Origin of the sequence: Haematomicrobium sanguinis DSM 21259, assembly GCF_000688395.1 — a bacterium.
In the GTDB taxonomy this organism is placed as follows: Bacteria; Actinomycetota; Actinomycetes; order Actinomycetales; family Micrococcaceae; genus Haematomicrobium; species Haematomicrobium sanguinis.
In genome coordinates this window covers 68,361-91,562 of record NZ_JIAG01000004.1, presented here as the reverse complement: position 1 = coordinate 91,562, position 23,202 = coordinate 68,361, and the positions used below count along the sequence as shown (strand labels likewise).

27 protein-coding genes and 3 tRNA genes are annotated in these 23,202 nt (G+C 61.2%); 18 read left to right on the top strand and 12 right to left on the bottom strand.

The window, feature by feature from the left end; all coding sequences use genetic code 11:
* Positions 1-63: 63 nt before the first annotated feature.
* Both O148_RS0104690 and O148_RS14880 read right to left on the bottom strand, forming a co-directional pair.
* The gene (locus O148_RS0104690; RefSeq protein WP_026529983.1) at positions 64-1,296 is read right to left on the bottom strand and encodes a NupC/NupG family nucleoside CNT transporter; all 1,233 of its coding nucleotides are present in this window, start codon (positions 1,294-1,296) and stop codon (positions 64-66) included.
* Positions 1,297-1,340: 44 nt separating this feature from the next.
* Entirely contained in the window at positions 1,341-2,423 is a 1,083-nt protein-coding gene (locus O148_RS14880) for a flavin-containing monooxygenase (RefSeq protein WP_051619844.1), read from the bottom strand.
* 69 nt (positions 2,424-2,492) lie between these two features.
* Here O148_RS14880 and O148_RS16965 point away from each other — a divergent pair, with 69 nt between their 5' ends.
* From O148_RS16965 to O148_RS14870, 5 genes are all read left to right on the top strand, one after another.
* Positions 2,493-3,239 carry a TetR/AcrR family transcriptional regulator gene (locus tag O148_RS16965; protein WP_051619843.1) on the top strand — a complete coding sequence of 249 codons (747 nt, stop codon included), beginning with the start codon at positions 2,493-2,495 and terminating at the stop codon, positions 3,237-3,239.
* Positions 3,240-3,301: 62 nt separating this feature from the next.
* Entirely contained in the window at positions 3,302-3,610 is a 309-nt protein-coding gene (locus O148_RS0104675; protein ID WP_026529982.1) for a GNAT family N-acetyltransferase, read from the top strand.
* A 269-nt stretch (positions 3,611-3,879) separates the two neighbouring features.
* The gene (locus tag O148_RS0104670) at positions 3,880-4,107 is read left to right on the top strand and encodes a hypothetical protein (protein WP_026529981.1); all 228 of its coding nucleotides are present in this window, start codon (positions 3,880-3,882) and stop codon (positions 4,105-4,107) included.
* 645 nt (positions 4,108-4,752) lie between these two features.
* Complete coding sequence (locus O148_RS0104665; RefSeq protein WP_035744958.1) at positions 4,753-5,379, top strand: alpha/beta hydrolase; 627 nt, start codon at positions 4,753-4,755, stop codon at positions 5,377-5,379.
* Between the two features lie 132 nt (positions 5,380-5,511).
* Positions 5,512-6,336 (top strand): hypothetical protein, encoded by an 825-nt coding sequence (locus O148_RS14870; RefSeq protein WP_075204283.1) that lies wholly within the window; start codon positions 5,512-5,514, stop codon positions 6,334-6,336.
* A gap of 31 nt (positions 6,337-6,367) precedes the next feature.
* Here O148_RS14870 and O148_RS14865 read toward each other — a convergent pair whose 3' ends face one another.
* Complete coding sequence (locus O148_RS14865) at positions 6,368-7,609, bottom strand: DUF445 domain-containing protein (protein ID WP_240470790.1); 1,242 nt, start codon at positions 7,607-7,609, stop codon at positions 6,368-6,370.
* Between the two features lie 169 nt (positions 7,610-7,778).
* Between O148_RS14865 and O148_RS0104650 the strand changes: the two genes are divergently transcribed.
* Together O148_RS0104650 and O148_RS0104645 are read left to right on the top strand one after the other, a co-directional pair.
* Positions 7,779-8,597 (top strand): glycerophosphodiester phosphodiesterase, encoded by an 819-nt coding sequence (locus O148_RS0104650; protein ID WP_035744954.1) that lies wholly within the window; start codon positions 7,779-7,781, stop codon positions 8,595-8,597.
* Between the two features lie 10 nt (positions 8,598-8,607).
* Positions 8,608-8,940, top strand: coding sequence for a thiamine-binding protein (locus O148_RS0104645; RefSeq protein ID WP_026529978.1), 333 nt, complete (start codon positions 8,608-8,610; stop codon positions 8,938-8,940).
* Positions 8,941-8,950: 10 nt separating this feature from the next.
* Here O148_RS0104645 and O148_RS0104640 read toward each other — a convergent pair whose 3' ends face one another.
* Positions 8,951-9,577: an SDR family oxidoreductase gene (locus O148_RS0104640; RefSeq protein ID WP_026529977.1), complete on the bottom strand. Its 627-nt coding sequence runs from the start codon at positions 9,575-9,577 to the stop codon at positions 8,951-8,953.
* 76 nt (positions 9,578-9,653) lie between these two features.
* Between O148_RS0104640 and O148_RS0104635 the strand changes: the two genes are divergently transcribed.
* Both O148_RS0104635 and O148_RS0104630 read left to right on the top strand, forming a co-directional pair.
* Positions 9,654-10,487 carry a spermidine synthase gene (locus O148_RS0104635; RefSeq protein ID WP_169737502.1) on the top strand — a complete coding sequence of 278 codons (834 nt, stop codon included), beginning with the start codon at positions 9,654-9,656 and terminating at the stop codon, positions 10,485-10,487.
* Between the two features lie 93 nt (positions 10,488-10,580).
* A complete protein-coding gene (locus O148_RS0104630) occupies positions 10,581-11,699 on the top strand; it encodes a universal stress protein (RefSeq protein ID WP_026529975.1) in 1,119 nt (372 codons plus the stop codon).
* 23 nt (positions 11,700-11,722) lie between these two features.
* Here the strand turns inward: O148_RS0104630 and O148_RS0104625 are convergent, their stop codons facing one another.
* On the bottom strand, positions 11,723-12,091 hold the full coding sequence (locus O148_RS0104625) for a metallopeptidase family protein (RefSeq protein ID WP_051619842.1): 369 nt from the start codon (positions 12,089-12,091) through the stop codon (positions 11,723-11,725).
* Between the two features lie 37 nt (positions 12,092-12,128).
* Positions 12,129-13,040: a DMT family transporter gene (locus tag O148_RS14860; RefSeq protein ID WP_051619876.1), complete on the bottom strand. Its 912-nt coding sequence runs from the start codon at positions 13,038-13,040 to the stop codon at positions 12,129-12,131.
* Between the two features lie 474 nt (positions 13,041-13,514).
* Between O148_RS14860 and O148_RS0104615 the strand changes: the two genes are divergently transcribed.
* The 3 genes from O148_RS0104615 (at position 13,515) to O148_RS0104605 (ending at position 13,855) form a co-directional block, all read left to right on the top strand.
* A tRNA-Glu gene (locus O148_RS0104615) sits at positions 13,515-13,587 on the top strand.
* Between the two features lie 71 nt (positions 13,588-13,658).
* Positions 13,659-13,732: transfer RNA gene (locus O148_RS0104610), tRNA-Asp, on the top strand.
* A gap of 47 nt (positions 13,733-13,779) precedes the next feature.
* Positions 13,780-13,855 (top strand) — tRNA-Phe (locus O148_RS0104605).
* A gap of 181 nt (positions 13,856-14,036) precedes the next feature.
* Here O148_RS0104605 and O148_RS14855 read toward each other — a convergent pair.
* On the bottom strand, positions 14,037-15,317 hold the full coding sequence (locus O148_RS14855; RefSeq protein ID WP_051619841.1) for a glycosyltransferase 87 family protein: 1,281 nt from the start codon (positions 15,315-15,317) through the stop codon (positions 14,037-14,039).
* A 247-nt stretch (positions 15,318-15,564) separates the two neighbouring features.
* Positions 15,565-15,819 carry a hypothetical protein gene (locus tag O148_RS17735; protein WP_157374495.1) on the bottom strand — a complete coding sequence of 85 codons (255 nt, stop codon included), beginning with the start codon at positions 15,817-15,819 and terminating at the stop codon, positions 15,565-15,567.
* 19 nt (positions 15,820-15,838) lie between these two features.
* Between O148_RS17735 and O148_RS17730 the strand changes: the two genes are divergently transcribed.
* The 6 genes from O148_RS17730 to O148_RS0104570 all read left to right on the top strand — a co-directional run bounded on the left by O148_RS17730 (position 15,839) and on the right by O148_RS0104570 (position 18,424).
* On the top strand, positions 15,839-16,117 hold the full coding sequence (locus O148_RS17730; RefSeq protein WP_157374494.1) for a hypothetical protein: 279 nt from the start codon (positions 15,839-15,841) through the stop codon (positions 16,115-16,117).
* Between the two features lie 64 nt (positions 16,118-16,181).
* Positions 16,182-16,604 carry an Asp23/Gls24 family envelope stress response protein gene (locus O148_RS0104590; RefSeq protein WP_026529972.1) on the top strand — a complete coding sequence of 141 codons (423 nt, stop codon included), beginning with the start codon at positions 16,182-16,184 and terminating at the stop codon, positions 16,602-16,604.
* The gene (locus tag O148_RS0104585) at positions 16,601-16,792 is read left to right on the top strand and encodes a hypothetical protein (RefSeq protein WP_026529971.1); all 192 of its coding nucleotides are present in this window, start codon (positions 16,601-16,603) and stop codon (positions 16,790-16,792) included. Before O148_RS0104590 ends, O148_RS0104585 begins: the two co-directional genes overlap by 4 nt.
* A 14-nt stretch (positions 16,793-16,806) precedes the next feature.
* The gene (locus O148_RS0104580; protein ID WP_026529970.1) at positions 16,807-17,166 is read left to right on the top strand and encodes a hypothetical protein; all 360 of its coding nucleotides are present in this window, start codon (positions 16,807-16,809) and stop codon (positions 17,164-17,166) included.
* On the top strand, positions 17,163-17,819 hold the full coding sequence (locus O148_RS0104575) for a DUF6286 domain-containing protein (RefSeq protein WP_035744951.1): 657 nt from the start codon (positions 17,163-17,165) through the stop codon (positions 17,817-17,819). The genes O148_RS0104580 and O148_RS0104575 overlap by 4 nt, the downstream gene beginning before the upstream one ends.
* Complete coding sequence (locus O148_RS0104570; protein WP_026529968.1) at positions 17,816-18,424, top strand: hypothetical protein; 609 nt, start codon at positions 17,816-17,818, stop codon at positions 18,422-18,424. Before O148_RS0104575 ends, O148_RS0104570 begins: the two co-directional genes overlap by 4 nt.
* A 14-nt stretch (positions 18,425-18,438) precedes the next feature.
* On the opposite strand, the gene O148_RS0104565 is transcribed toward O148_RS0104570, so the two are convergent.
* From O148_RS0104565 to O148_RS14850, 4 genes are all read right to left on the bottom strand, one after another.
* On the bottom strand, positions 18,439-20,103 hold the full coding sequence (locus O148_RS0104565; RefSeq protein ID WP_084157094.1) for a glycoside hydrolase family 13 protein: 1,665 nt from the start codon (positions 20,101-20,103) through the stop codon (positions 18,439-18,441).
* A gap of 73 nt (positions 20,104-20,176) precedes the next feature.
* On the bottom strand, positions 20,177-21,028 hold the full coding sequence (locus tag O148_RS0104560; RefSeq protein WP_026529966.1) for a DUF8083 family protein: 852 nt from the start codon (positions 21,026-21,028) through the stop codon (positions 20,177-20,179).
* Between the two features lie 25 nt (positions 21,029-21,053).
* The gene (locus O148_RS0104555) at positions 21,054-21,860 is read right to left on the bottom strand and encodes an exodeoxyribonuclease III (protein WP_026529965.1); all 807 of its coding nucleotides are present in this window, start codon (positions 21,858-21,860) and stop codon (positions 21,054-21,056) included.
* Positions 21,861-22,074: 214 nt separating this feature from the next.
* The gene (locus tag O148_RS14850) at positions 22,075-23,046 is read right to left on the bottom strand and encodes an ABC transporter substrate-binding protein (protein ID WP_051619839.1); all 972 of its coding nucleotides are present in this window, start codon (positions 23,044-23,046) and stop codon (positions 22,075-22,077) included.
* Between the last annotated feature and the right edge of the window lie 156 nt (positions 23,047-23,202).

Below are 23,202 nucleotides of genomic sequence, written 5' to 3'. Positions count from 1 at the left end.
TCGCGTCGCTGCCCGCCTCATTTGGCCGGATTGACGTTTTGTCTGCCCCATCGCCCTGTGCCCCTAAGACATGAGCCCCACGATGCTGGCGGTCAAGAAACTGACGAGCGTTGCACCCAGGAGCAGGCGCAGCCCGAACTTGGCGACCTCATTGCCCTTTTCCTCGTTCAAGCCCTTGACCGCGCCGACAATGATGCCGATCGAGGAGAAGTTGGCAAAGGACACCAGGAACACCGAGATGATGGCCTCGGTGCGGTCGCTGAGCGCCTGGGCGCCAGCTTGAATGGCGTTGAGATCGCCCATCGCGACAAACTCATTGGTCACGAGCTTGGTGGCCATGAGTGCACCCGCTTCGGGGGCCTCGGCCCACGGCACGCCGGTCATGAAGGCGAGCGGCGCAAACACATAACCGAGCACCTGTTGGAAACTCACATTAAAGATGGAATCGAAGACACCGTTGAGCATCGCGATCAGGGCAATGAATCCGATGAGCATCGCGCCCACCACGACGGCCACCTTGAACCCGTCCAGAATGTACTCGCCAAGCATCTCAAAGAAGGACTGCTTCTTCACCACCGTGGTGTCGATGACGTCCTCCCCGGCGGTGAGTTCATAGGGGTTGATGATCTGCACAATGATGAACACGCCGAAAAGGTTCATGATGATCGCGGCCACGACGTACTGGGCAGGCATCAGGGTCATGTACGCGCCGACAATGCTCATCGAGACGGTGGACATTGCCGAGGCGCACAGTGTGTATAGGCGCCGTCGGTCTAAATCACCCAAGCGGTTCTTGATCGAGATGAACACCTCGGATTGGCCCAAGAAGATGCTGGCCACGGCGTTGAAGGACTCGAGCTTGCCCAGGCCGTTGATCTTGGAAAGCCCGAGTCCAAGGTACTTGATGACAAACGGCAGGATCCGCAAAAACTGCAGGATGCCGATCAGCGCCGAGATAAAGACAATGGGCATGAGTACGGCGAAGAAGAACGGGACGCCGTAGTCCGGAGCGCCGTCCTTCATTTGGAACGTCGAGGGGACCGCCACGAGGTCGCCAAAAACAAACTGGATGCCTTGGCGCGCATACCCCAGCAGTGCTTCGAAGAAATTGCCGATACTGCCGACCACCGCGTTCCCGACCGGTGTCTTGAGGAAGAGCAAGCCCAGGAGAACCTGAATGACGAGCAGAATCCCGACCCATTTAAGTCGCTTGAGCGCTAACTTCCTATTGGTGCTAAAGGCCCATGCGATAGCCAGGAAGAGCAGGATTCCAAGAACGCCGATGACGTAATGCACGTGTGAGCCTCACGATGTGTTCGGGGGTGTGTCTCGTCCCGAGCTTACCGCGAATTGACCGCCATCGCGCCCTGAACCTCCGAGTGCTCCAGGGCCGCTCGGGCCGCCTGGCGCCCGGCCCTCGTCGCGCCCAGGGTCGAGGCCGACGGCCCATACCCGACCAGATACAGTCCCGGCATTTTGGCAACCCGCACACCGTCCTGCATCAAGACGCCCCCGCCGCTCTCGCGAATTTTCAGCGGTGCCAAGTGGCCCAGTGCGGCGCGGAAACCGGTGGCCCAAACAATCGCGTCGATTTTCTCGTAGCTTCCGTCGGTGAAATACACGCCGTGGGAGTCAAAATGGTCAATGCCGCCACGTGAGACAAGCAATCCCCGTTCAATTCCGGCGCGATACTCGTCGGTGAGCGGCAGGCCGGTCGCGGCAATCACCGATTCGGGCGGCAACCCGGCGAGGGTCCGCTCCGCTACGCGTGCCTCGACCTCCCGGCCCCACTCGTGATTGAACTCGCGATCCACCCAGTCCGGCTCGCGCCGGGTGGACCACAGGGTATCGATTCCCGCCGCCTCGAATTGCAGCAGGAATTGCACGGCAGAGGTCCCTCCGCCGACCACAAGCACCCGCTGAGCGGCAAAGTCCTCCACGCTGTGAAAGTCATGGGTATGAATTTGCGGCCCGCTAAAGGTGGACATCCCCGGGTAACTCGGCCAATGCGGGCGATCCCAGGTGCCGGTGGCGTTGATGACTGTACTGGCAGAAAAGGTGCCGCGGGAAGTGGAAATGCGGAAGACGCCGTCGTGCTTCTCTACGCTTTTAACCTGCACCGGGCGCAGAACCGCAAGGTGATGCTGCTGCTCAAAATCCCGGTAATAGGCGCTCACGACCTCCGCCGCCGGGCGCGTGGAATCCGGAGTGCCAAAGGGTGTGCCGGGAAGATCGTTGATGTTGTGGGCGCGGCCGAGGGTCAGCGAAGGCCAGCGGTGCAACCAGGCGCCGCCCGGTTCCGGGTTCGCGTCCAGGACCAAAAAGTCCACTCCCGGCTTTAGGCCGGCTCGAACCAAAAAGTAGGCACTCGACAGCCCCGCTTGCCCTGCCCCTATCACGATGGTGCGCCACAAATCTCGCATCGAAATTGTTACCTCCGATTCTCTCAACGATGCTTCACTTGCGCCTATTCCGGCGGTAGCGTCGAGGTCATGAGCCCAGGATTCGACCCGCCCAAGCGTAGCCACCGGGCATTTTTACCAGCCCAAGAATTCTCCAACGGCGAATGGAACGAGACCTATCAAGGGTGGATTGACGGTGAGGCGGTTGCTGGGGAAAGCGCGCGGGAGCGGATTTTGCGGGTGGCGTCGCTGGCGTTTTACCGGTGGGGGATCCGGGCGATGACCGTTGACCACGTCATTGCACTGTCAAAGGTCAGCAAAATGACGTTTTACCGGCATTTTCCCAGCAAGTTTGATTTGGTCGAGGCGGTGCTCGAGGCGTGGATCGCGTATTCGCGCCAACACGTCTATGCCTGCGTGCGGCCGCCCGAAAAGCCCGCGTTAGAAGCCCTTGATGAACTGGTGGACATCACCGTCTATGAGATTGCGCGGCCGTTTTATAACGGGAGCATTATTCTCAATGTGTTTCGCGAGTTCCCCGAGGATGATCATCCGGTGCGGCGCATCATCAGAGCGCACTATTGGTGGGCGGTCAAGGTTGTGGAAGACCTTGCGCTCAGGCTACAGATCGAGCGGGCACGGCGGGCCGCTGAACAGCTACTCATGGTCTATGAGTCGGTGTGCGCGGCGGCCGCAATGCGTCCCGCGTTGAACGCGCGCACACAGCTTCGCTTCATGGGCGGCGCGATGCTCGTTGCGAATCGTCCCGAGCTGGCCGAGCAGATGCGCGCCCACGATCAGGCACGGTTGGCGAGGCTGCGAGAACGTCGGTTCTAGACAAGCGCCCGTGAGGGTGTAAGGCTCAGAAGTACCAGAAAACCCACGGTGAGGAGGCCGATATGAGCGAAAACGGTGTAGAAAACGGTGTAGAAGTACGCAAGAACCCGGAAGCGATGCAATACGAGGCGGTCAAGGACGGCAAGGTCGTTTCCTTGGCTTCCTATCATGATGCCGACGGCGTCGTGACGTTTCCGCATACCGAGACCGATCCGGAATACCAGGGACAGGGGCTTGCCGGCCAAGTGGTGTCCTTCGCGCTAGATGACGTGGTGTCTGAAGGCAAGGAAATCAATCCCGTGTGCCCCTACGTGGTTAAGTACGTGGCAGAGCACCCCAAGTACCAGCCGCACGTTGTCGGAGCGAAATAGTTTCGCCCAGGGGTTGATTCGGGCTGGGTAGCTCGTGTTAGGGTTGCTGTTATGAGGACAATAATTTTCCACTAGGAAGCACGGCGCATATTTGGCGCTCTGTGCACAACAAATGCCCGAATCTCATTACGGTGTCTGCCGTGGGGCATGTCCTCTTTTCTCCGACAATTCCTTTATCGCTGCAATACATTTGGCGACAATTGCGGGTACGTATTTGAGGGGACGGCGTCCTCGGGAGGCTCCACAACCAGAAATATTCAGGAGTGAAAATGCCTCGCCAAGACGACTCAGTAGAACCCAACTCAGCCGAAGAAAGCCATGTAGCACCGGCGGCTGCGAACAAGCTCAGCGATGAGCGGCGCCAGCAATTGGAGATGGCGCTTAATAAAAAGAGCCAGCACGGAGTGGCGCAAAGCGTGGGAGCGAACAAGCAGCCGCGCGGTGAAAGCGGTGCGAAAGGCGGAAAGCAATTTTCGCACCAAAAGCATGGTGCATAATTAACTAAATGTATGGCACCCGCGAGCTCACAATATGTGATACCGCGGGTGCCATATTCTTTTAACTACAAATGCGCTAGACTTGTGAGTTAGCCCACTAAGGAAAGTGGCTAATTGCTAGTTTCCTCATACGTTCGCCCAGTTGCACAGGAGTAAATTTTCTGCCGTGTGGCGGCGCGTCTTGTGGCCCGAGGCCAACATTGGTGCGGTTTTCAGGCGGGGATGGCGCGCTTGCTGTGCGCATCCCGTCTCGATGCGCACGCCCTGAGACGTTTGATGACTGGCCGAGGAATTCGGCAATTATTTGCACTGGAGCGCATTTGCTGCCGGGCTTTCATCTTTCCAAAGTTCGGCGACTATGCCACAATTGTGAACGTGAAATGCCGCTGACCGTGGGGGGTTTGCGGACCTTTGGCATAAGTCAATGACTTGGGGGAGTCGGCTTGCCAAAGTTTTCACCGAGGGGTTCGGTTTCTGCCGGGCCCCTCGACACCGTTAACGCCGGGCAGCCTCGGTCAACCCGGCCGGCCCCCGGCGCCCCGGGCAACCCCGGCCAGCCCCGCACCCGAACCGGCCGCCGATTGAGCCGGTTCAACTGCCCAGCATCCTTGAAACGGCGCCGCGCGAGCGCAATCATGGGTAGTGATGAGCGCCACCGACATCCTCTACTCCCGTCAGCCCGCCGAGCGTGCCGGTACCAACCTGGTCATTGGTTTCCACGGTTACGGCTCGTCCGAAGAGAAGCTACGCGCCCTCTTCGACTTTCTGCCAGAGAACACCACCTTGGCACTGCCCCGCGGACCCTTCGACGTGGGCGGGGACTTCGGCTGGTTCCTGCTTGACTACTTCCTCACCCCGGATTTCACAGCGGTCCTCGACGCCACTCAAAAAGCATTCACCGTGGTGGACTCCATCATCGCGGCAAGCTCCTACCGTTCGGTGTCCGCGCTGGGGTACTCGCAAGGAATGGCGATGACCACGACCTTGCACCGCTTGCGTCCCGAGCTTTTCACCTGCGTGGTGGGGCTGTCCGGTTTTGTCATTCGCAATGACCTGTTGGGCGCACTAGAACCGATGGAACGCAAGATCCCCTTCTTTTGGGGGCGGGACGTCGGGGACCTGGTCATTAATGAGGACGCCATTTACTGGACCGAGGAATGGTTGGAAGCCAACACCCAGCTCACAGCACGGACCTACCCGGGCATGGGGCACAACCTCGGCCTCACCGAACTCATGGACGTCCAAGTTTTCCTCAAGCGCTACCTTTCGTAGATAAACGCCCGAGGATAGCCGTTCGAGGTCAACCAGGGTGTGATTTCCCCGGATACCCTGGTACTTTCAGATGCGAGCGGCGCGTCTAGCAACAGGGCCAACGCCGGCATAACCCAGCATTAAGGAGGACACGTGGGAATCTTTAGCAGGTTCAACCCCGTGCCCAAAGCCACGCAAAAGGTCATTTTCGAGGACGACGGTCAACCTCGCGCTCGTCTCGTGCGCGCGATCGAGCGCGCCATTGACGTGCAACGACCGGTTGTCCTTGCCAACATCCGCCGGCTTCGCAAAAAATACCCGGAGGCAAAGCCCTTTGACCTCGCCGAGGTGCTGGAGCGCGAATATTTGACCGCCGTGACCGGAACCGGCGCGGCCGCTGGCGCCACCGCCGCAATTCCGGCCATCGGCACTGTGGCATCACTCGGCGTTTCGGCCGGCGTCACCGTGGTGTTCCTCGAAGCAACCGCGCTGTTCGCCCAATCCATCGCCGAATTACACGGGATCCACACCGAAGACCCGGAACGGTCCAAGGCGATCGTCATGGGCGTCATGCTCGGCGAAGAGGGCACGCAGCTCCTCGCCGGGCTCGCCGGCAACGCGGGCGGAAAATCCACCGCGGCGTGGGGCACTCAAGTGGGCTCCAGCCTGTCCAATAAGGCGGTTTCCGGGATTGTCGGTCAAATCCGCAAACGCTTCATGCGCCGCGTTCTTGCAAGTCAAGGTTCGGCCCTGCTGGGCCGCGCAATCCCATTCGGTATCGGCGCGGCAATCGGGGGGGTGGCTAACCGGGGTATGGGCAAGGCGGTCATTGCTTCGGCGCACCTGGCCTTCGGGCCGCTTCCCGCGCAATTCCCCGAGGACCTTGCGGGCCTGGAGAGCGGGGCGGATTCCGCGGAGCAGAAGTACGACGGCGCGCCAAGACCGCTCACTTCCGGCACCGACACTTCGGCCGGGTAGGGGACGGGCATCTGCCGTTATCGGCCCACCCTTAGTGGAAAATCAGTGTCGCTATCGTGAAGATCGCGAGCCCGGCGAGTGAGCCCACCACCGTACCGTTGATGCGGATGAACTGTAGATCGCGCCCGACCTGCAGTTCAATCTTTTCGGTGGTCTCTTTCGGATCCCATTTCTCCACTGTTTCCGAAATGATGCTGGCGATGTCTTTGCGGTAGGTGCGCACCAGGTAGCGTGCCGCCTGGTCCACCCACGCGTTGACCTTCTGCGCCAGTTCTTGTCCGGAGGACATGCGTTGCCCCGCATCTTGTAGCGCGTTGGTGAAGGTCATCCGCAGTTCCGACTCCGGATCGTCAATTGCCTCCAGTAAGACATTTTTGAGCGTGGTCCAGGCGTTGGTCACCATTTGCCGAAGCTGCGGATCGCTGATCGCGTTCATCTTTATCGCCTCGACCTTGGCAATCATGTCCGGGCTGTGTTGCATGTCCTGGGCGAGCGAGGAGAGGTAATCATCGATGGAATTCCGTAGCGGGTGGTTCGGGTCCTGGCGCACCGCGTCGAGGAACTTTACGAGTTCGTCATGAACCTTGTCACCCATGAACTTGTCGACGAAACCAGGCATCCACATGGGGGAGCGCTGTGACACGAGCTTTTCGACCGTTTCTTGGTTTGCCAGCGCCCATTCATAGGTGCGCTCTACCAGTGTGTCGACCGCGGCCCGGTGGTGGCCTTCCAGCAATATCCGTTCGAGGAGCTTGCCTAGCGTGGGAGACCACTCGGGCTCCAACAGGTGTTTGCGCGCCATGGATTCGAGCGTGCGTTGAACCTCCGAGTCATCGAGAACCGTGAGCGCCCCGCGGATGATCGCCGCGCCTTCATCGGCGACGCGTTGCACGTTCTTGGGTGAGCTCAGCCAGGTGCCCAGCCGCTGCGCGACATCCACACTCTCCAGTTTTTGCGAGACGATCTCCTCGGAAAGGAAGTTTTCTTCGACGAAGTCGCCGAGCGAGGCGCCGATCTGGTCCTTTTTGCGCGGAATGATTGCGGTGTGCGGGATCTTGAGGCCCAGTGGATGCTTGAACAGCGCGGTGACGGCGAACCAGTCGGCCAGCGCGCCGACCATGCCGCCTTCGGCCGCCGCGCGCACATACCCCAGCCACGGGTACTGGTTTTGCAGGGCAAACGCGAGGAGGAAAATGACGGCGAGGATCGCTAGCAGCGAGGTCGCCAGTCTCTTCATTCGCTTGAGCGCAATCAGACGTTCGAGATCAGTCATGCCCCCCATTCTCCCCCGCCCCCCTCGACTCACGTGAAAGTCATTTCCCCCTCAACTGTGTAGCGCGACACGCCAAGGAATCGCGCGAAACCTTGGCGTGTCGCGCTACACAGATGAGGGGCGGTGTTGGCAGCGTGCGCGTGCGCGGGGGTGTACTAGGGTTGGGAGCGTGAGCCGACCACTGATTTTCGCCCACCGCGGCGCGAGTGCCAGCCTTGCCGAACACAGCCGTGCCGCCTTCGTGCGGGCGATCGAGGACGGGGCCGACGGCGTCGAATGCGACGTCCACCTCAGCCGTGACGGCGTTCCCGTGCTGATTCACGATGCCACGGTTGATCGCACAAGCGACGGCTCGGGTGCGGTTGCGGATATGAACGTTGCCGAACTCAAGGGGCTGGACATTGTGTCGTGGCATGAGGGCTCGTCGTCCGAGGACTACGTCGGGTCGGAAAGCCAGTTCCTGACGCTTGGCGAGCTGCTTGATCTGCTCTCGGGCGCGGGCCGAGACATTGGCATTGCGATCGAGTTCAAGCACGAAGGCGAGGCCCAGGATCCGCTCGCGTTGGAGCGCGCCGTGTTGAGTCTCTTGGAGCAACGGGGTTGGGATGAGGATGCGCGGCGGCTGGGCAATATTGACGTCTCGTTCATGAGTTTTCACCCCGAGTCGATCGGATACCTGACCCAGCGGCTGGGTTCGCGCGGTGTGTGCGTCCTGCTGGAAAGCCTGGAGGATTTGAATCGTCCGGAAGCCGGCGATCTGCTCGCGTTTGGGCCGTTTCATGGGCTCTACGGGCCGGGGCTTGAGGGTCTGCGCGAACAAGAGGCGCACTTGCGCGAGCTGTTGGACGCTGGCGCGCTGTTCCGGGTGTGGACCGTGGATACGACCGAGGACGCCGCCTGGCTGGCGGGCGTGGGCGTCCAAGAAATCACGACCAATAAGCCAGCAGAGTTGCTTGCGTATTTCGCCGCCAACTCAACACAAGAGTGAGGTCTAGAACATGTTGCTTGCCTTTTCCATTGCGCCCTCGGGCGAACCGCGGGACGCCGAGCACCGGGCCGGAGATGCGGACGCCTCGGTTCACAACGCGGTTGCTGCCGCGGTCAAGGTCGTTCGTGCCTCGGGTCTGCCGAACCAGACCGACTCGATGTTCACCACCATTGAGGGCGAGTGGGATGAAGTCATGGCCGTCATCAAGGATTGCGTTGCGGCGGTGAGCCCCTACGGTTCGCGGATATCGCTCGTGATGAAGGCCGACATTCGTCCCGGGCACACCGGGGAACTGACCGGCAAGGTTGAACGGCTGGAGACCGCCGTCCGGGCCGACTCGTAGTCTCGCTGACTTACCAGACGGGCCTCTCGCCCTCGGTGCCGGGTTTGTTGACGCCAATATTGCTGCGCGAGAACTCCTCGGGGTGCAGCACGATGCGAGAGATCAACGCCGCGACGCTCTTTCGCGAAACCGTTGTCCCCTTGAACGGTTCGTCGCGCGCGGTGGTCTCATAGTCGACCTCATCGGTATCGGATAGCCAGGCCGGTCGGAGAATGGTGTAATCCAGATCGGAGTCCTCGATCACCGTGGCCGCCGCCGCATACACCGTCAACGCTTGACCAATCGTCTCCTGATTCCAGGCACCAAACGTTCCGGGAACCTCGTTTAAGATTCCCAGCGAGGTCACAAAGATGAGCCGCCGAACCTGCTCGGCATTCATGGCGAGGACGATGTCCCGAGCCTGTGTGTCAATGTCACCGGCGAGGTTCGCATAGACGATGTCCTGACCGCGCATGGCCGTGGCCAGGGTGTCTTGGTCTTTGACATCGCCCTCAACGACCGTTGCACCGCTCGGCACGGATGCGATACGCCCAGGGTTTCGCGCGAAAAGCGTCAATTCGACGTCGGAGTCTGCGAGCATCTCAATCACATGGGTAGCGATCTGTCCGGACGCTCCAAGAATAAGCAGTTTCGTCATGTTTCCCACGTTACGAGCCTCACCGCCAATTGGGAACAGTCGCAACAGGGTGATTAATGCCTCTAGGCTGGGAGGCGTGGCGAAGAAATCTGCTGTGAAAGCAAGCGGCGGCTCCAAACTCGAGCCCGGCATCTACCCGATTGACACGGGGATCGCAGAACTTGTCCGGGACGAATACAACTCCAACGCCTGGTTGCTGAAAATCAACGGGGTCATGAGCTCGCACATCGATCTCGATGAGCCGGAAAACCTCGACTTCGAGTACATGCGCTGGATGAGCGCCGTCATTGAGGATCGCTTCGACGACGCCGAAGGGCTGCGGGTGACTCACCTCGGCGGAGGAGCGTGCACCATGGCGCGGTACCTTCTGCATCACTATCCGAATTCCGCCCACGTGGTTGCCGAAATCGACGGGAAGCTCGCCGAATCGGTGCGCACCTGGTTCGACCTGCCCCGCGCGCCACGGCTCAAGATTCGGGTCGCCGACGCGCGGGCAACACTCGATGCGCTCGCCGACAGCAGCGCCGACGTGATTATTCGCGACGTCTTCGCGGGCTCCACGACACCGACGTCGCTGATCTCGGCGACGGCGGCAGAACAGGCGAAACGAGTGCTCAAAGCCGGTGGCATTTATGTTGTGAATTCGGGGGACTCCCCGCAACTTGCGCACGCCAAACGCGAGGCCGCGACCTTGCTCGAAGTTTTTGGCAACGTCCTCGCGGTCGCGGACCCGGCAATGTTCAAGGGCCGCCGGCACGGGAACGTGGTGTTCGTCGCGAGCGCGGAACCTGTCGCCGTGACGGCCGAACTCACCCGTCGGTTGCTCGGTGGCGGCGTTCCGGCCAACACCCTGACCGGCCAAAAACTGGCCGCCTGGGTGAGCGGCGCACCAGGTTACCCGCGGGATTAAGGCGGGCATCGCCGTCGTAATTCAGCTGTGACCCGCGGGCAATCGGTGACCGAGTATTCTGGATTTAACGAGGTTCGCGACGAAGGAGTGGCAATGACCGAGCAAGAGCCCAATGAGGCGCTGGCAACCGAGATTTCGGGCGGAATAGTTGTTGGTGTGGACGGTTCGGATCAGAGCATGTGCGCGGTTGTGTGGGCGGCGAAAGAGGCTGCGCGGCGTGGGGTTCCGCTACATTTGGTGACCGCGTACACGATCCCGATTTTTGCGGCGACGAGCATTGATCCGGGGTATGCGCAGGTGGATGATGTGGCGATGCGGGAAGCCGGGATGGCGGTTTTGGACGGTGCATCGGCGCGGGCGCGGGAGTACGTTCAGGACGTGGATGCGCACGTGATTGGCGGGGATGCTTCGGGTGTGTTGCTGGAGTTGTCCAAGCGCGTTGATCTGATTGTGGTGGGTTCGCGGGGGCGAGGCGGATTTGTGGGGCGGCTGCTCGGATCGGTTTCCACCGCGCTGCCTGGGCACGCCAATTGTCCGACCGTCGTGACGCCGCTGAAGTGTGCGCCGCGGGTTCTGGGGTCCGATGTGGCGGCCGAGGACGGTGCGAGTGCCGGGGGTGCTGCGGGTGCCTCGAGTGCCGGAGGTGACGGGTCGGGGGCCGCGGGTGATGGCGCCGCGGGCGCAACTGCTGCCGGTGCTCGCGCAGATGGTGCGGATGCTGCCCCTAAGCGGGTGGGCGAGCGGATTGTGGTGGGTGTCGATGGCTCGGATGAGGCGCGCTACGCGGCGTTGGCCGCGGCGGAGGAGGCGCGTCTCCATGGTTTGCCGTTGCGGGTCGTGTGTGCGCTGCCGCCGTTCACCGGGTCGTTTGCGTGGATGCCCACCGCGCTGGATCGCGAGGAAATTTTCCGCGACATTGAAGTGCAGTTGGAGGCCGGGAAGGCGTGGCTGACCTCCCATTTCCAGGACGTCGAAGTGGAGACCATGGTGGTCGACGGGCCGCCGATTGAGGTGCTGGTTGCCGAGTCCGACACCGCCGAAATGGTGGTTGTCGGGTCGCGTGGCGGCGGCGGTTTCGCTGGCATGCTGCTGGGGTCAACCTCGCAAGCCGTGCTCCACCACGCGAAAGGTCCGGTAATGGTGGTTCCGGACAAGGAAGACTCTCGGCTGGATGATCGCCAGGACTTTGGGCCGATGCTGACCAAGCAATAGGGGCGCGGCGTCGAGGCCGGCGCTTAGCCCCAGCCGAGTTCGTGAAGCCGGCCGTCATCGATGCCGAAGTAATGTCCAAATTCGTGCTTCACGGTGACCAGAACTTCATGCACCAGTTCCTCCCGCGTGTTGGCAATTTCCAATAGCGGTAACCGGTAAATGGTGATGGAATCGGGGACCTCGCCCGCGTACCAGTCGCCACGCTCGGTCAGCGGAATGCCGTGGTAGAGGCCGAGAAGAACGGTGTTGGGGTCTTCGCCCGGGCCCGGGATGTAGCGGTCTTCGATAAACACGACGATGTTGTCGAAGTGCTTTTGCAGGTCGGGCGGGATTTGGGCAATCGCGTCCTGGACGACGCCCTCGAACTCGTCCTCGGTCATCTCAATCGGCATGGGACCAGCCTAGTAACTCGCGGGCGCCCGCGCGCATTCAGCGGCCGCGGCGTGGACGCAACCGCGAAATGAACACCCCCGCGAGGCATAGCGCGCCGCCGATCACACCCCACCAGCCGGGAGTCTCGGCCAAGAACAGCCAGGACAGCAGCACCGCCACGGCGGGCACCAAGTAGGTTGTTGCGGTCAGCTTGGCGGCCGTAGTTTGCGACAGAACGTACGCCCAGGCGGCAAAAGCAACCGCGGTCGGGAACGCGCCCAAATACACGAGCCACAGCGTATCCGTCACGCTTGCGCGAGCAATTTCACCAACAAGGGCACCGCTAAACGGAAGAGTGCACAGGGCCCCGATGGCGCAACAGATCCAGGTCACTTGGAGCGCTGGCACATGCTTTAAGAGTGGTTTTTGAATCACGATGCTCGCGGCCGCGCTCGCCGCAGCAACCAGCGCCAGAAACACCCCTGCCACGTCGGTCTGCGTCGAAGACCCTGAGGCTGCAAACCCAATCACGGCGGCGCCGGCAAAGGACACGAGAATGCCGGTGCCCATGGGCCAAGTCAGCCGCTCCTTCAAGAACAGCGCGGAAAGTACCGCCACAAGGATTGGCGCCACGCCGACGAGAAGTGCGCTCGTACCCGCGTCGAGGGTATGTTCGGCCGCGTTCAGAGCAACGTTGTACACGGCGAACCACAACACGCCGCACGCAATCAATGGCAGCCACGCATGCCGCGGCACCGGTTTCCATCGCGGAACCACGAACACTCCGAGCACCACGACACCCACCAGCAGACGCCCAAAAGTCAACGTCGCCGGAGAAAAGGCGGGCCCGATATACCGCAACACCACAAAGGCCGACGCCCACAACACCACAATGGTGGCCGTCAGCCCGGCAATCTTCCAGCCTCCGGTTGCCGCAGTCGACGGCGCTTCGGTCTCGCGAACAGTCATGGGCTCCACGCTAGACCCGCTTTCCCCCAAAAGCTCGCGGATTCCGGACATCTCTTGTCCGCCATGGCCTCCGGCTCAATTTCCCGTCCAGCGCGTCACCCAACCGCACCACTCAGCGCGCCACCCAGTCCCGCCAACTTATGCTCACTTCACGGCCAACCTGGTGAGCATAAGTTCTTATGCTCACCAACCCGTCGCCTCAGTGAGCATAAGTCCGCGCCGAGCTTCCCGTACCCGCCCAACTTGCGCAACCAGCGCGCACCACCCCGCGCGGCACCGTTCCCACACCACCCCCGCGCGACACCGTTCCCACACCACCCCCGCGCGGCACCGTTCCCACACCACCCCCGCGCGGCACCGTTCCCACACCACCCCCGCGCGCGCACTACCCTCGCGCACCCCCGCCGTTCCACGCGGCGATTTGGGGAATGCGCGATTTACCCCTATAGTTTTATAGGTCCTCAATGAGGCAAGGCCCCCATCGTCTAGCGGCCTAGGACACCGCCCTTTCACGGCGGCGGCACGGGTTCGAATCCCGTTGGGGGTACGCAAACAGCTCGATCGACGTGGTCACTGGCACTCGCCGGAACTGCTAAGATTGAAGTCTTGCAAAAGCAAGGCCCTGTAGCGCAGTTGGTTAGCGCGCCGCCCTGTCACGGCGGAGGTCGCGGGTTCAAGTCCCGTCAGGGTCGCTCGTTCCATTTCGGTGGGATGCGGTGACTACCCTTGGTAGGTACCAGGCTCTGTAGCTCAGTTGGTAGAGCGTTCGACTGAAAATCGAAAGGTCACCGGATCGACGCCGGTCGGAGCCACCAGCTTTGAGCCCCCGCGGTGTGCGGGGGCTTTTTCTTTTTAAGCACGACGGCGATGCTCACCTTAACCGCGGAAGGCGAGCATCGCCGTCGTGCTTTGCTAATCCCGGAAACCCGCGCGGCAAAGGTCACCCCGCCTGCCCACTCAAATTCGACTGTGCATAACACGCACGCGACACGCCGTCTAAGCGTGCTTTTTCTGCACAGTCGATTTCGAGTGTGCGAGAGCTGAAGAGGCAACGATCAATGTGACGAAGAGAAGGACCGCAACCGGCGAGCCGATCGTAGCCAGCCACATCCACCCGTCGGAACCGTGATCGTTGAACGCGGGAACCCCAGGCAAATACTTGATTGTTCTCGGCGAAAAGTAAAACGCGATCAGGGCAAGGAGGGCGGCTGCAAAGCACCATACGGCGAAAGGTGGTTTCGTCGAACGCAGGGCCGTTCCAAGTAGTACCAACGCCGGCACGATGAGAGCGATATAAACAAAGTGATGCGACCAGGAGATCGGGGAGATCAGGAGCATCACGAGCGTGGCGATGGAAAATGCTGTGAGACGTTGTCCTGCGACGCTCGCTCGGCGGATGCCCCAGGCTCCCGCAGCGACAACCACAACGCAGGCCACAAGCCACGGAATAGTTTCACTTCCTTCGGGAATGCCGTAGTGCAAAAGGAGCGCGCGCAAAGAGAGATTGTCCAGATAGCCCACGCCGCCGACCCGGCTGGCGTCGAAGATCACAGATGTCCAGAATTGCTCGGACTCGACCGGCCGGACGATCCACGCGAGGACGACGGTAGCGGCAAATCCAGATGCCATGCGGACCAGCGACTTCCAATCACCACGTACCAAGTAGTACAGACCAAGTGCGAGCGGCGTGAGCTTAATTCCGGCCGCGAGGCCAGTCAGAATGCCACGCCAGCGATCCCAGCGTGGGCCGGCAAGGGCGTCGAAGGAAACGAGAGCCATCAGAATGATGTTGATTTGTCCATAGGCGATGGTCTCGCGCCAGGGGCCAAGGGCCAGAATGGCGAAAGTTGCGATGGCGATGCTCGCGAAGTCCCAAAATCGATAGGCGGAAACTGGTTTTCCGCGGAGTCCCTTGCGGAAGATCCGTATCCACAGTGCCCATGCAAGCGCGATGCCCACCAGAACTCCCGCGACATTGATGACAACAAGTCCAGCGGTGAAATCCAGCGCAGCGAGGGGCGCAAAAATCAGCGCCGCAAACGGCGGGTAGGTGAATGGAAGCTCGAAACCGCCAAACCTGTCCATGGTGACGGAATAAAGCAACCCTGTTGCGTCGGCCCCCGCGAGCATGGCCTGGCCACCGGCCCGGTAAACAGTGAAGTCGGAGCCGATAAACTCGGCGTCCACGAATTGGCTGGCAGCGATGGAATACCCGAACCCTAGTACGGCGGCGAGTGTAATGAGCGCGAGGCCCGCGATAGTGGCCAGACGGCTCATGTGTCTCCTAGGTGCTGTGGCTTAGCAAAACTGAGCATAGCCCAGTGGCGCGATTTCCCGCGGTAGGCGAGCATCGCCGTCGTGCTTTTTATCCCGGCAACCCGCGCGGCAAAGGTCACCCCGCCTGCACACTCATAATCGACTGTGCAGATATTGCACGCTTTAACGGCGTGTCGCGTGCGTGTTCTGCACAGTCGAATTGGAGAGGGGGAGGGGTGCGGCGATTCAGTCTATGCACGCCCGGTGTTCACCAACCTCCAAGACTGGCCGGATAGAATATCGGCTTGATGAGGAACTTCCCCACCCACAGCAGAATCGCCGGAGGGCTCTTTGTGATGGCTCTGGCCGCGTGCGCCCTGGCGTTGGCCTCATGCACCGCGCTCGCGAGTAGCACCTCGGACCCGGCCGCGGCGGATGTGCCAACTGCGGCCCCGTCAATGCCCGGCGAGCAGGTGGACCCATCGGTCCCCGAAGCAGCAACCGGTGCCACCCTCTCGCCCACGCCGAACTCCCAAGAAGATATGAGTAAAGGCGAAACCAAAAGCCAGGACTGCATCACTGTCGCTCTCCTTATTGACAAACTCGGCGCAACACAATTGGGGAACCTCACGTCAAAAGACTTAGACAGTCTTCAAGCTGGACTGAAAAACCTTGCACCGGCGGTTCCCGGGGAGCTCAAGTCCCAACTCGCAACCGTTGAATCAAAGCTGAATGACCCCGGCTACCTCGAATCTGAAGAGTTCGCAACGGCAGTCAATCAATACATTGACTGGCTAAATCAACATTGCAGCTTTCAATAAGCACAAGTCATCTCCCCAAACCCCGCTTCCAGAGACTAAGGTAAGTATCGAGGAGGCTGAACCATTGCAAAGCACAACCGAACTTGCCAGCGCCACTGCATCGCAAGACTTAAAGGGAACCACCGAAATCGCTGAGGGCGTGGTGGAAAAACTCGTGTCCTTGGCCGCCTCGGCGGTCCCCGGAGTGGTAAGTAACCACCGTCGAAGCGACGGCCTCGTCAACCAGATTCAGCAGACAACCGGAATCGGCCGCCCGGCCACGCCGCGGCTTCACAATATTTCCGTTGCCGTCGGCCGGGAAGAGGTTGCCGTCAATATTGGAGTCAATGCCCAATTCGGGGCAAACCTCGCGCAGGTGGCCAATACCGTGCGCGCCGAGATTTACCGCATGCTAAACACCCAAACCGGCCTGCGCGTGACGGAAGTCAACGTGGATATTGCCGATGTCTTACAACCAAAACAGCAAGAAAAGGAGCACAAGCTATGAGTCCCACGGTAGTTGGAATTGCGGCAGGAGCGCTTCTTGCCATTATCGGGTTCACCTGGGGTGTGGGAGCATTCTTCCTCGCCGCCCTCTTCATGGCCGTTGGCGGTGTCATCGGGCGCGCTGTGGAAGGAAAGGTAGACCTCAAGGGCGCCCTCGACGCCTTGACCGGCCGGCGTTCGGCCTCCTAAAGGGGGCCTGGACGATGACAGATAATCCGCAAATCGAAGGTGGCCAACACCTGGTTGGTCACAATCGAATTTCATCGCAGGCACTGGAGTCCACAGCCAAGTTTGCCGCTAGCGAAGCACTCGGCATAGAGGCTGAGCGCATTCGCGCTCAGGTGGCGGACGACGGCGGAAACCTCGCCTTAAGCTTGTCGCTCCCCGTGGTCGTGACGAGCCTCGAGCGGCCCGTGCCGCCCGGTCCCAGTGGTTGGCAGCGCATCAACGCGGCGAAGGGCACGGTTGCCGATCGCGTTTCCCAATTGACCGGATCCCGCGTGGCACGAGTCGATATTCGGGTCACCGGAGCCCACATTAATGAGGGGGCACGAATTCAATGAGTTCTCTTCTTGACGAAAATACCGACCGCGAGTCGGAGCAGATTGCGGCGCAAAATTCGGTCGAGTCGGACGCCGAGGTCGATCGACTCGTGCCGGCGATGATCCGCCGCGAAACGCACTCCTCGCGCGCCATCTCGGCGATCTTCCTCGCGCTCTTGACGATCATCGTGGCTGGCTACTTCCTGGTGGAAGCTGTTCTGAGGGCGATCGGTCAACCGCCATTGTGGCTGGATTTCAACAAGGTCTGGACCGCGATCGGCGATCTCCCCAACAGCCCTCAGCCAGTACTTGTGGGTTTGATTGCTGGAGTGGTTGCTCTTATTGGGCTGATTCTCTTGTTAAAGGCAATCCTTCCCGGACGTAAGGCGCGCACCGGGATCAACAATGGACGCGCAGCTGTGGTCATTGACAACGAAGTCATCGCCTCGGCAATCGCAAAGTCGGTTCGGCAGGTGGCCTCGCTATCACCGGAACAGGTTCTCGTCACCGTCTCGCGATCGCGGGTCAACGTCCAGTTGCGCCCCACTTCGGGAATCCCGGTGAACACCGACGCGGTTCAGCGTGTCGCCGAAGAACAGGTACAGAGCATCTTTGACGAGCCGCAACCGCGTGTGAACGTCAATGTGAGTGAATCCGGGGTGGTGGGACAATGAATCAAACTCCTCGAGCATGGAACCGGCTCCTCATCGGTATTGCCGGTCTAATGTTTCTGGTGCTCGGCGCCGGAGTCATTGCGGTGTTGAGCGTGCCGGTTCTCAAGGACTATTTCAACCAGGGATATGAACAGGCGACCACCTTCTTGAGCGACCTGTTCACCCGGACCACTCTGGAAGGCCAGCGCGACAGTTGGCTGTGGATCGCCATTGCCGCCGCGCTACTCATCATCGTGATTGTGATGATCGTGTGGATTGCTTCCCAAGGCAAGGGCCGCACCGGGACTCTGCACGACGGTGAAGAAGAAGGCAGTTTCCCCGGGCAGGTACGTGTCTCCGCTTCGGTGGCCGAGCAACTGCTAAAGCAGGCTATCTCCGGGCGCACCGAAGTCGCTAACGTGTCGACGTCCACCTGGATCTTCAAGAAGACACCGTGCCTGAAAGTTCGCGTCACGCCGCGAGCCGGGGTATCGCCAGCCGAATTGGGCTCGGACGTGACCGATCTGGTCCGGAACCTTGACGCCGAGTTGGGCATCAAGGTTCCGGTGCTGATTTCCATGGCGTCCGGCGCCCGCGCCCGCATGGGCCAGGAGCCGGTCCGCTAGAAACTTCCGCGAAGTTATGCGAGCCAGACGGTAGCGTTTGGCTCCAGCATGCCATCGGTGACGGCTTCCGGGATGCTAGCGAGCAGAATCTGCTCGTAGTCGGGGAGCGCCACCTGGTCATTACCCATGTTCGTCACCACCGTTACGCCATTATTGGTGTAACTCACGATGCCGGCTGCAGGCTCATGCTCAGCCGAGAACTCCAACTCACCCTGGCCGAGCTCGCGTTCGTGACGCAACGCCAGCGCCGCCTTGATGACTTCGAAAGTGGAACCCGGGATGCCCACCTGCTGGTCTGCGGCGTAGACCGCATAGGACTCGGGTTGCGGGAGCCAACCGGGCGCAGGGTCGGCGACATCGGAAAAGCCATACCCCGGCTTGGTTGAGTCCCACGGCATCGGGATTCGGCAGCCGTCGCGGCCGCGCATTTCACCGCCGGTACGGGCGAAGGACGGGTCTTGGCGCATCGCGTCCGGCACATTGTAATAATCGGGGAGTCCGAGTTCATCGCCTTGGTACAAGTACGCCGATCCAGGCAAGCCCAACATCAGCAACAAGTACGCTCGGGCGCGCAATTGGCCCAAAGCTTCATCGGGTGCCTTGGCAATGTTGTTGCTACCGTCGTCGTCCTTGGGGCCAAAACCAAGCCGCGTGGCCGCACGCACCACGTCATGGTTGGAAAGTACCCAGGTGGGCGGCGCGCCCACTTCGCCCGAGGCGCGCAGCGACTCGGCAATATTATTGGTGACCTTCTCCGCATCCCAACCCGAGAGAAGGAACTCGAAATTAAAGGCTTGTTGCATTTCATCTGGTCGTACGTAAAGAAACAATCGTTCGATGGGAGAAACCCAAGCTTCGGCAACCAGCATGCGATCGCCGTCGTACTCTGCCAAAACCTGGTTCCAGCTCCGGTAAATTTCATGCACCCCGTCTTGATCCCAGTACGGGGTCGCGTTCGTGGGCTCGGCGGTGTCCGCGTCGGCGACCATCTCGGTGCGCTCCTCCCAATCCGGGAGACCGGCCTTCTTGATCATGCCGTGTGCCACGTCGACGCGGAAGCCGTCGACGCCGCGGTCGAGCCAGAAGCGGAGCACTGATTCCATTTCGGTGCGCACCTCGGGGTTCTCCCAATTGAGGTCCGGCTGCGAGGTGTCAAAAATGTGCAAGTACCACTGGCCCGGGGTGCCGTCCGGCTCCGTGACACGGGTCCAAGCGCGGCCGCCGAAGACCGACTTCCAGTTGTTGGGCGGTTCGCTGCCGTCCGGCCCTTTGCCGTCGCGGAACATGTAGCGTTCGCGCTCGGGGGAGCCGGGGGCGGCGGCGAGGGCGGCCTGGAACCACTCGTGCTGGTCCGAGGTGTGGTTGGGTACCAAGTCGACAATGACCTTGATCCCGCCCTGGTGTGCCTCGCGGATGAGGCCCTCGAAGTCCTCCAAGGTGCCGAAGCGCTCGTCCACCTGGCGATAGTCGGAGACGTCATAGCCCGCGTCCTTTTGCGGAGAGCGGTAGAAGGGAGAGAGCCAGATGGCGTCCACGCCGAGGTTGGAGAGGTAGCCGAGCTTGTCTCGCATGCCGTTGATATCACCCATACCGTCGCCATTGCGGTCGGCGAAGGAGCGTGGGTAAATCTGGTAGATCACGGCGTCGCGCCACCATTGGGTGGGCTGGGGGTCGGTCATCATGGGGATGCCTCCATCCTGGGGTAGATGTCTACGGTCGGGGGTGCAGGAGAGTCCTACGGGGCTGATTGCGCTAACTTGCCCGGGCGCGCTGCCGGATGGGAATCCAGCGGGAGGTGAGCCTTCGGTAGGCGGCGGCCGCGGCGGTGAGGTCCCCTTCTGCAATGCTCTCAATGCCGAGCATCACATCATCCATGGAATCGTCGGGGAACACGAAGTCCGCAACGGGTCCATAGTCGAGTTCCAGAATAGCGTTTGGGCTAAAGCTGTCAAACCATTCGGAGAGTGAGGTCAGTCCGTCAAGGATCTCCAGGTCTGGCGCCTTCGTGGCGATGGTCGCTATCGCGCGGCGAACCCGGTCAATAGCGATCGGAAGGGAAGTGTGGACGAGGACCGAATTCACCCTTGTTTCGTCTTCGATGATGTAGATGACGTCCATCGGGGTAAAAGCGACGAACCAGGCGAGTGGGATGCCCCAGGTGGATTGTTTGCTGTAGACGAGCGGGGCCAGAAGGTCATCGGTGTCTGCCGTCTCGTTGCGAATGAAGTGCTCTTCCACCGCGGATTCGGGGAACATGATGTTGCGAAGCCGATCCCCCAACGCTGACTGCATGTCTGCGGCGGCGAGCTTGGCTCGCAGTGCAACCTGGCTGGGGCTATAAAAATGTTGCGAGCCGCTTTGGGTTTCAAAGACTATCGTGCGGAAGAGTTCTGAGGTGGAGTGTGGGAAAGGATCCAGCGGGGTGCGCATGTTCCGTCGCTGTGCGGCCAGAGCTTCACGGCGCTCGATTGCCGCACGCGAAATGCCGCGCTGCTCCACGATTCGGGACTGGTCGGCGTCGCCAAAGGCGTCCAGGGGCTCGTAGACGCGAATCGAAGAGACAAACGGGAATGCACCCGGTGCGCTACCCCATTTCCCGCTCATGGGCGCACCCTGCGCGCGGTGAAAATCAAGAGTCGCCCAACGTCACGATGACGGGGGCGTGGTCGCTTGCGCCTTTGCCTTTGCGTTCCTCCCGGTCGATACTCGCGCCCGTAACGCGCTCGGCAAGAGCAGGCGAGGCGAGCACAAAGTCGATGCGCATCCCCTCCTTTTTGGGGAAGCGCAGTTGCTTGTAATCCCAGTAGGTGTAGACGCCGGGGCCCGGTGTGTACGGCCTCACCACGTCGGTGAAAGACCCATCGGTGAATTCGGCAAACGCCGCGCGCTCCGGGGCCGAGACATGGGTGAGACCCTCATCGATAAAGTACTGCATGTCCCACACGTCATCGTCTTGAGGCGCGATGTTCCAGTCACCCATGAGCGCGATCTGCGCGTCCGGGTCAGCGCTGATCCAGCCTTCGGCCTGTTCGTGGAGGGTGTGAAGCCAGTCCAGCTTGTATGCCATGTGTGGATCGTCCAGCGCCCGGCCGTTAGGTACGTAGAGGCTCCACACTCTCACTCCGCCGCAGGTCGCGGCGATGGCCCGCGCCTCAGATATGGGTTCACCGGTCTTGGCGAACTTGGGTTGCCCCGGGAAGGTCCGCTCAACATCGTCTAGACCCACTCGGGAGGCAATCGCCACCCCGTTCCACTGGCTCAACCCAAAATGGGCGACCTCATAGCCGTTCTTCTCAAACAGGTCCCAAGGAAAGTTCTCATCCTTCGCCTTGGTCTCTTGAATGGCGAGTACATCTACATCGCGAGATCCCAGCCAATCCTCGATACGGTCGGCACGGGCGCGGATGGAGTTGACGTTCCAGGTGGCAATCTTCACCCTCCCTAACTTACCGGCACCTCTGCCGAAACGTCAGGTTTTCCCTAATGGCGGGCCCATTAGGGAAAACGTGCGGTCTCGGCGACCGGAGCGCGGGCGAGCGAAGAACCGCCGGCGCCCCCCAACGGGACCGGCTCAGCCGTGCGCCCCGCCCAGCCTGGCCCGCGCGCCCGGCCCCGCACTGGCCCGCGCGCCCGCGCGCCCGCGCGCCCGGCTAGGCCGCCTTGTCCAACAACTGAGCCACCAAATCGGTGACGAACATCGCGGTGGAGGGACCGCCGTCGTTGGTAAATTTGTCCGTGCGCACCCAGCGATCCAGCGCAAAGAGCGGCGAGCGGGCGAGCAGCGGGTCCGCCTTGGCGAGCGCCAACTCATCCGGGGTGGAAATCGACACCAGCGCGAGCGTCGCGTTACTGAGCGCGTCCGAAGTCTCTTCGTGCGAGTACTCGAGCGAATCCGCCCCGGCAGCCGCCACGTTGTCCGCGAGCGTGGCCCCGAGATCGGTCATAACCTGCACCGGCAGCCGGTTCTTGTTCGCGGTCAGATCCTCCGCATTGTAGGAAAACTGGGTCAGCGTCTCGCGCCCAAGGGCATCCGCATACTTCGCCTTCAGGTCCGCAATCCGCTGCTCATAAGCGGCCGCGAGCTGCGCCGCCTTCTCCTCGGTGCCGGTCGCGGCGGCCACCTTGGCGAGGTCATCCTGCCAGTTGACCCCGGTGTCGACCGACCCGACCTGCACGACCGGCGCGATCTTCTCCAGTTGCGCGTGGATCGGCGCTGCCACCTTGTCGCGGCCGATAATGGTGCTTGGGCGCGCGGCGGCAATGGCCTCCAGGTTGACGTTGCCGCGGTCAAAGAGTTCCTTCGCGCCCGCGCTCTTCGCGGCGTCGGTGAGCTTCTTGAGCGGGGAATCGAGATCGGACGCGCTCGCCTCGGACTCGACCGGAAAGCCCACCACGTTGAGCCCCAGCGAGAGCGCGATGTCCAGATCGCGCCGCCCATCAAGTACGACGACGCGTCCCGACCCATCCGCGCGGGCGCCGGTTGATTCCGGGGTGCTTGATGCGCTTGTGTTGTCGGCGGTGCTGCCGGAGGGGGCGCACGCCGACAGTGTGAGGGCGGTCAGCAGCGCTGCGATCAGTGCGGTGAGTACGGTCTTGAGTGAAAAATTGTGGGGGAAATTCATCCCACCAGTCTAAAGTTAGGTAAGCCTAATTCTCGTGCCGATGTGCGTGATCTGAACCACTATTGGGTGCTACCCCCTCCTTGTTTCGCATCCCCGTGCCGCAAAAATTGAGCCGGACATGGCTCTCAAAATGCGGCACGGGGATGCGAAACGAGG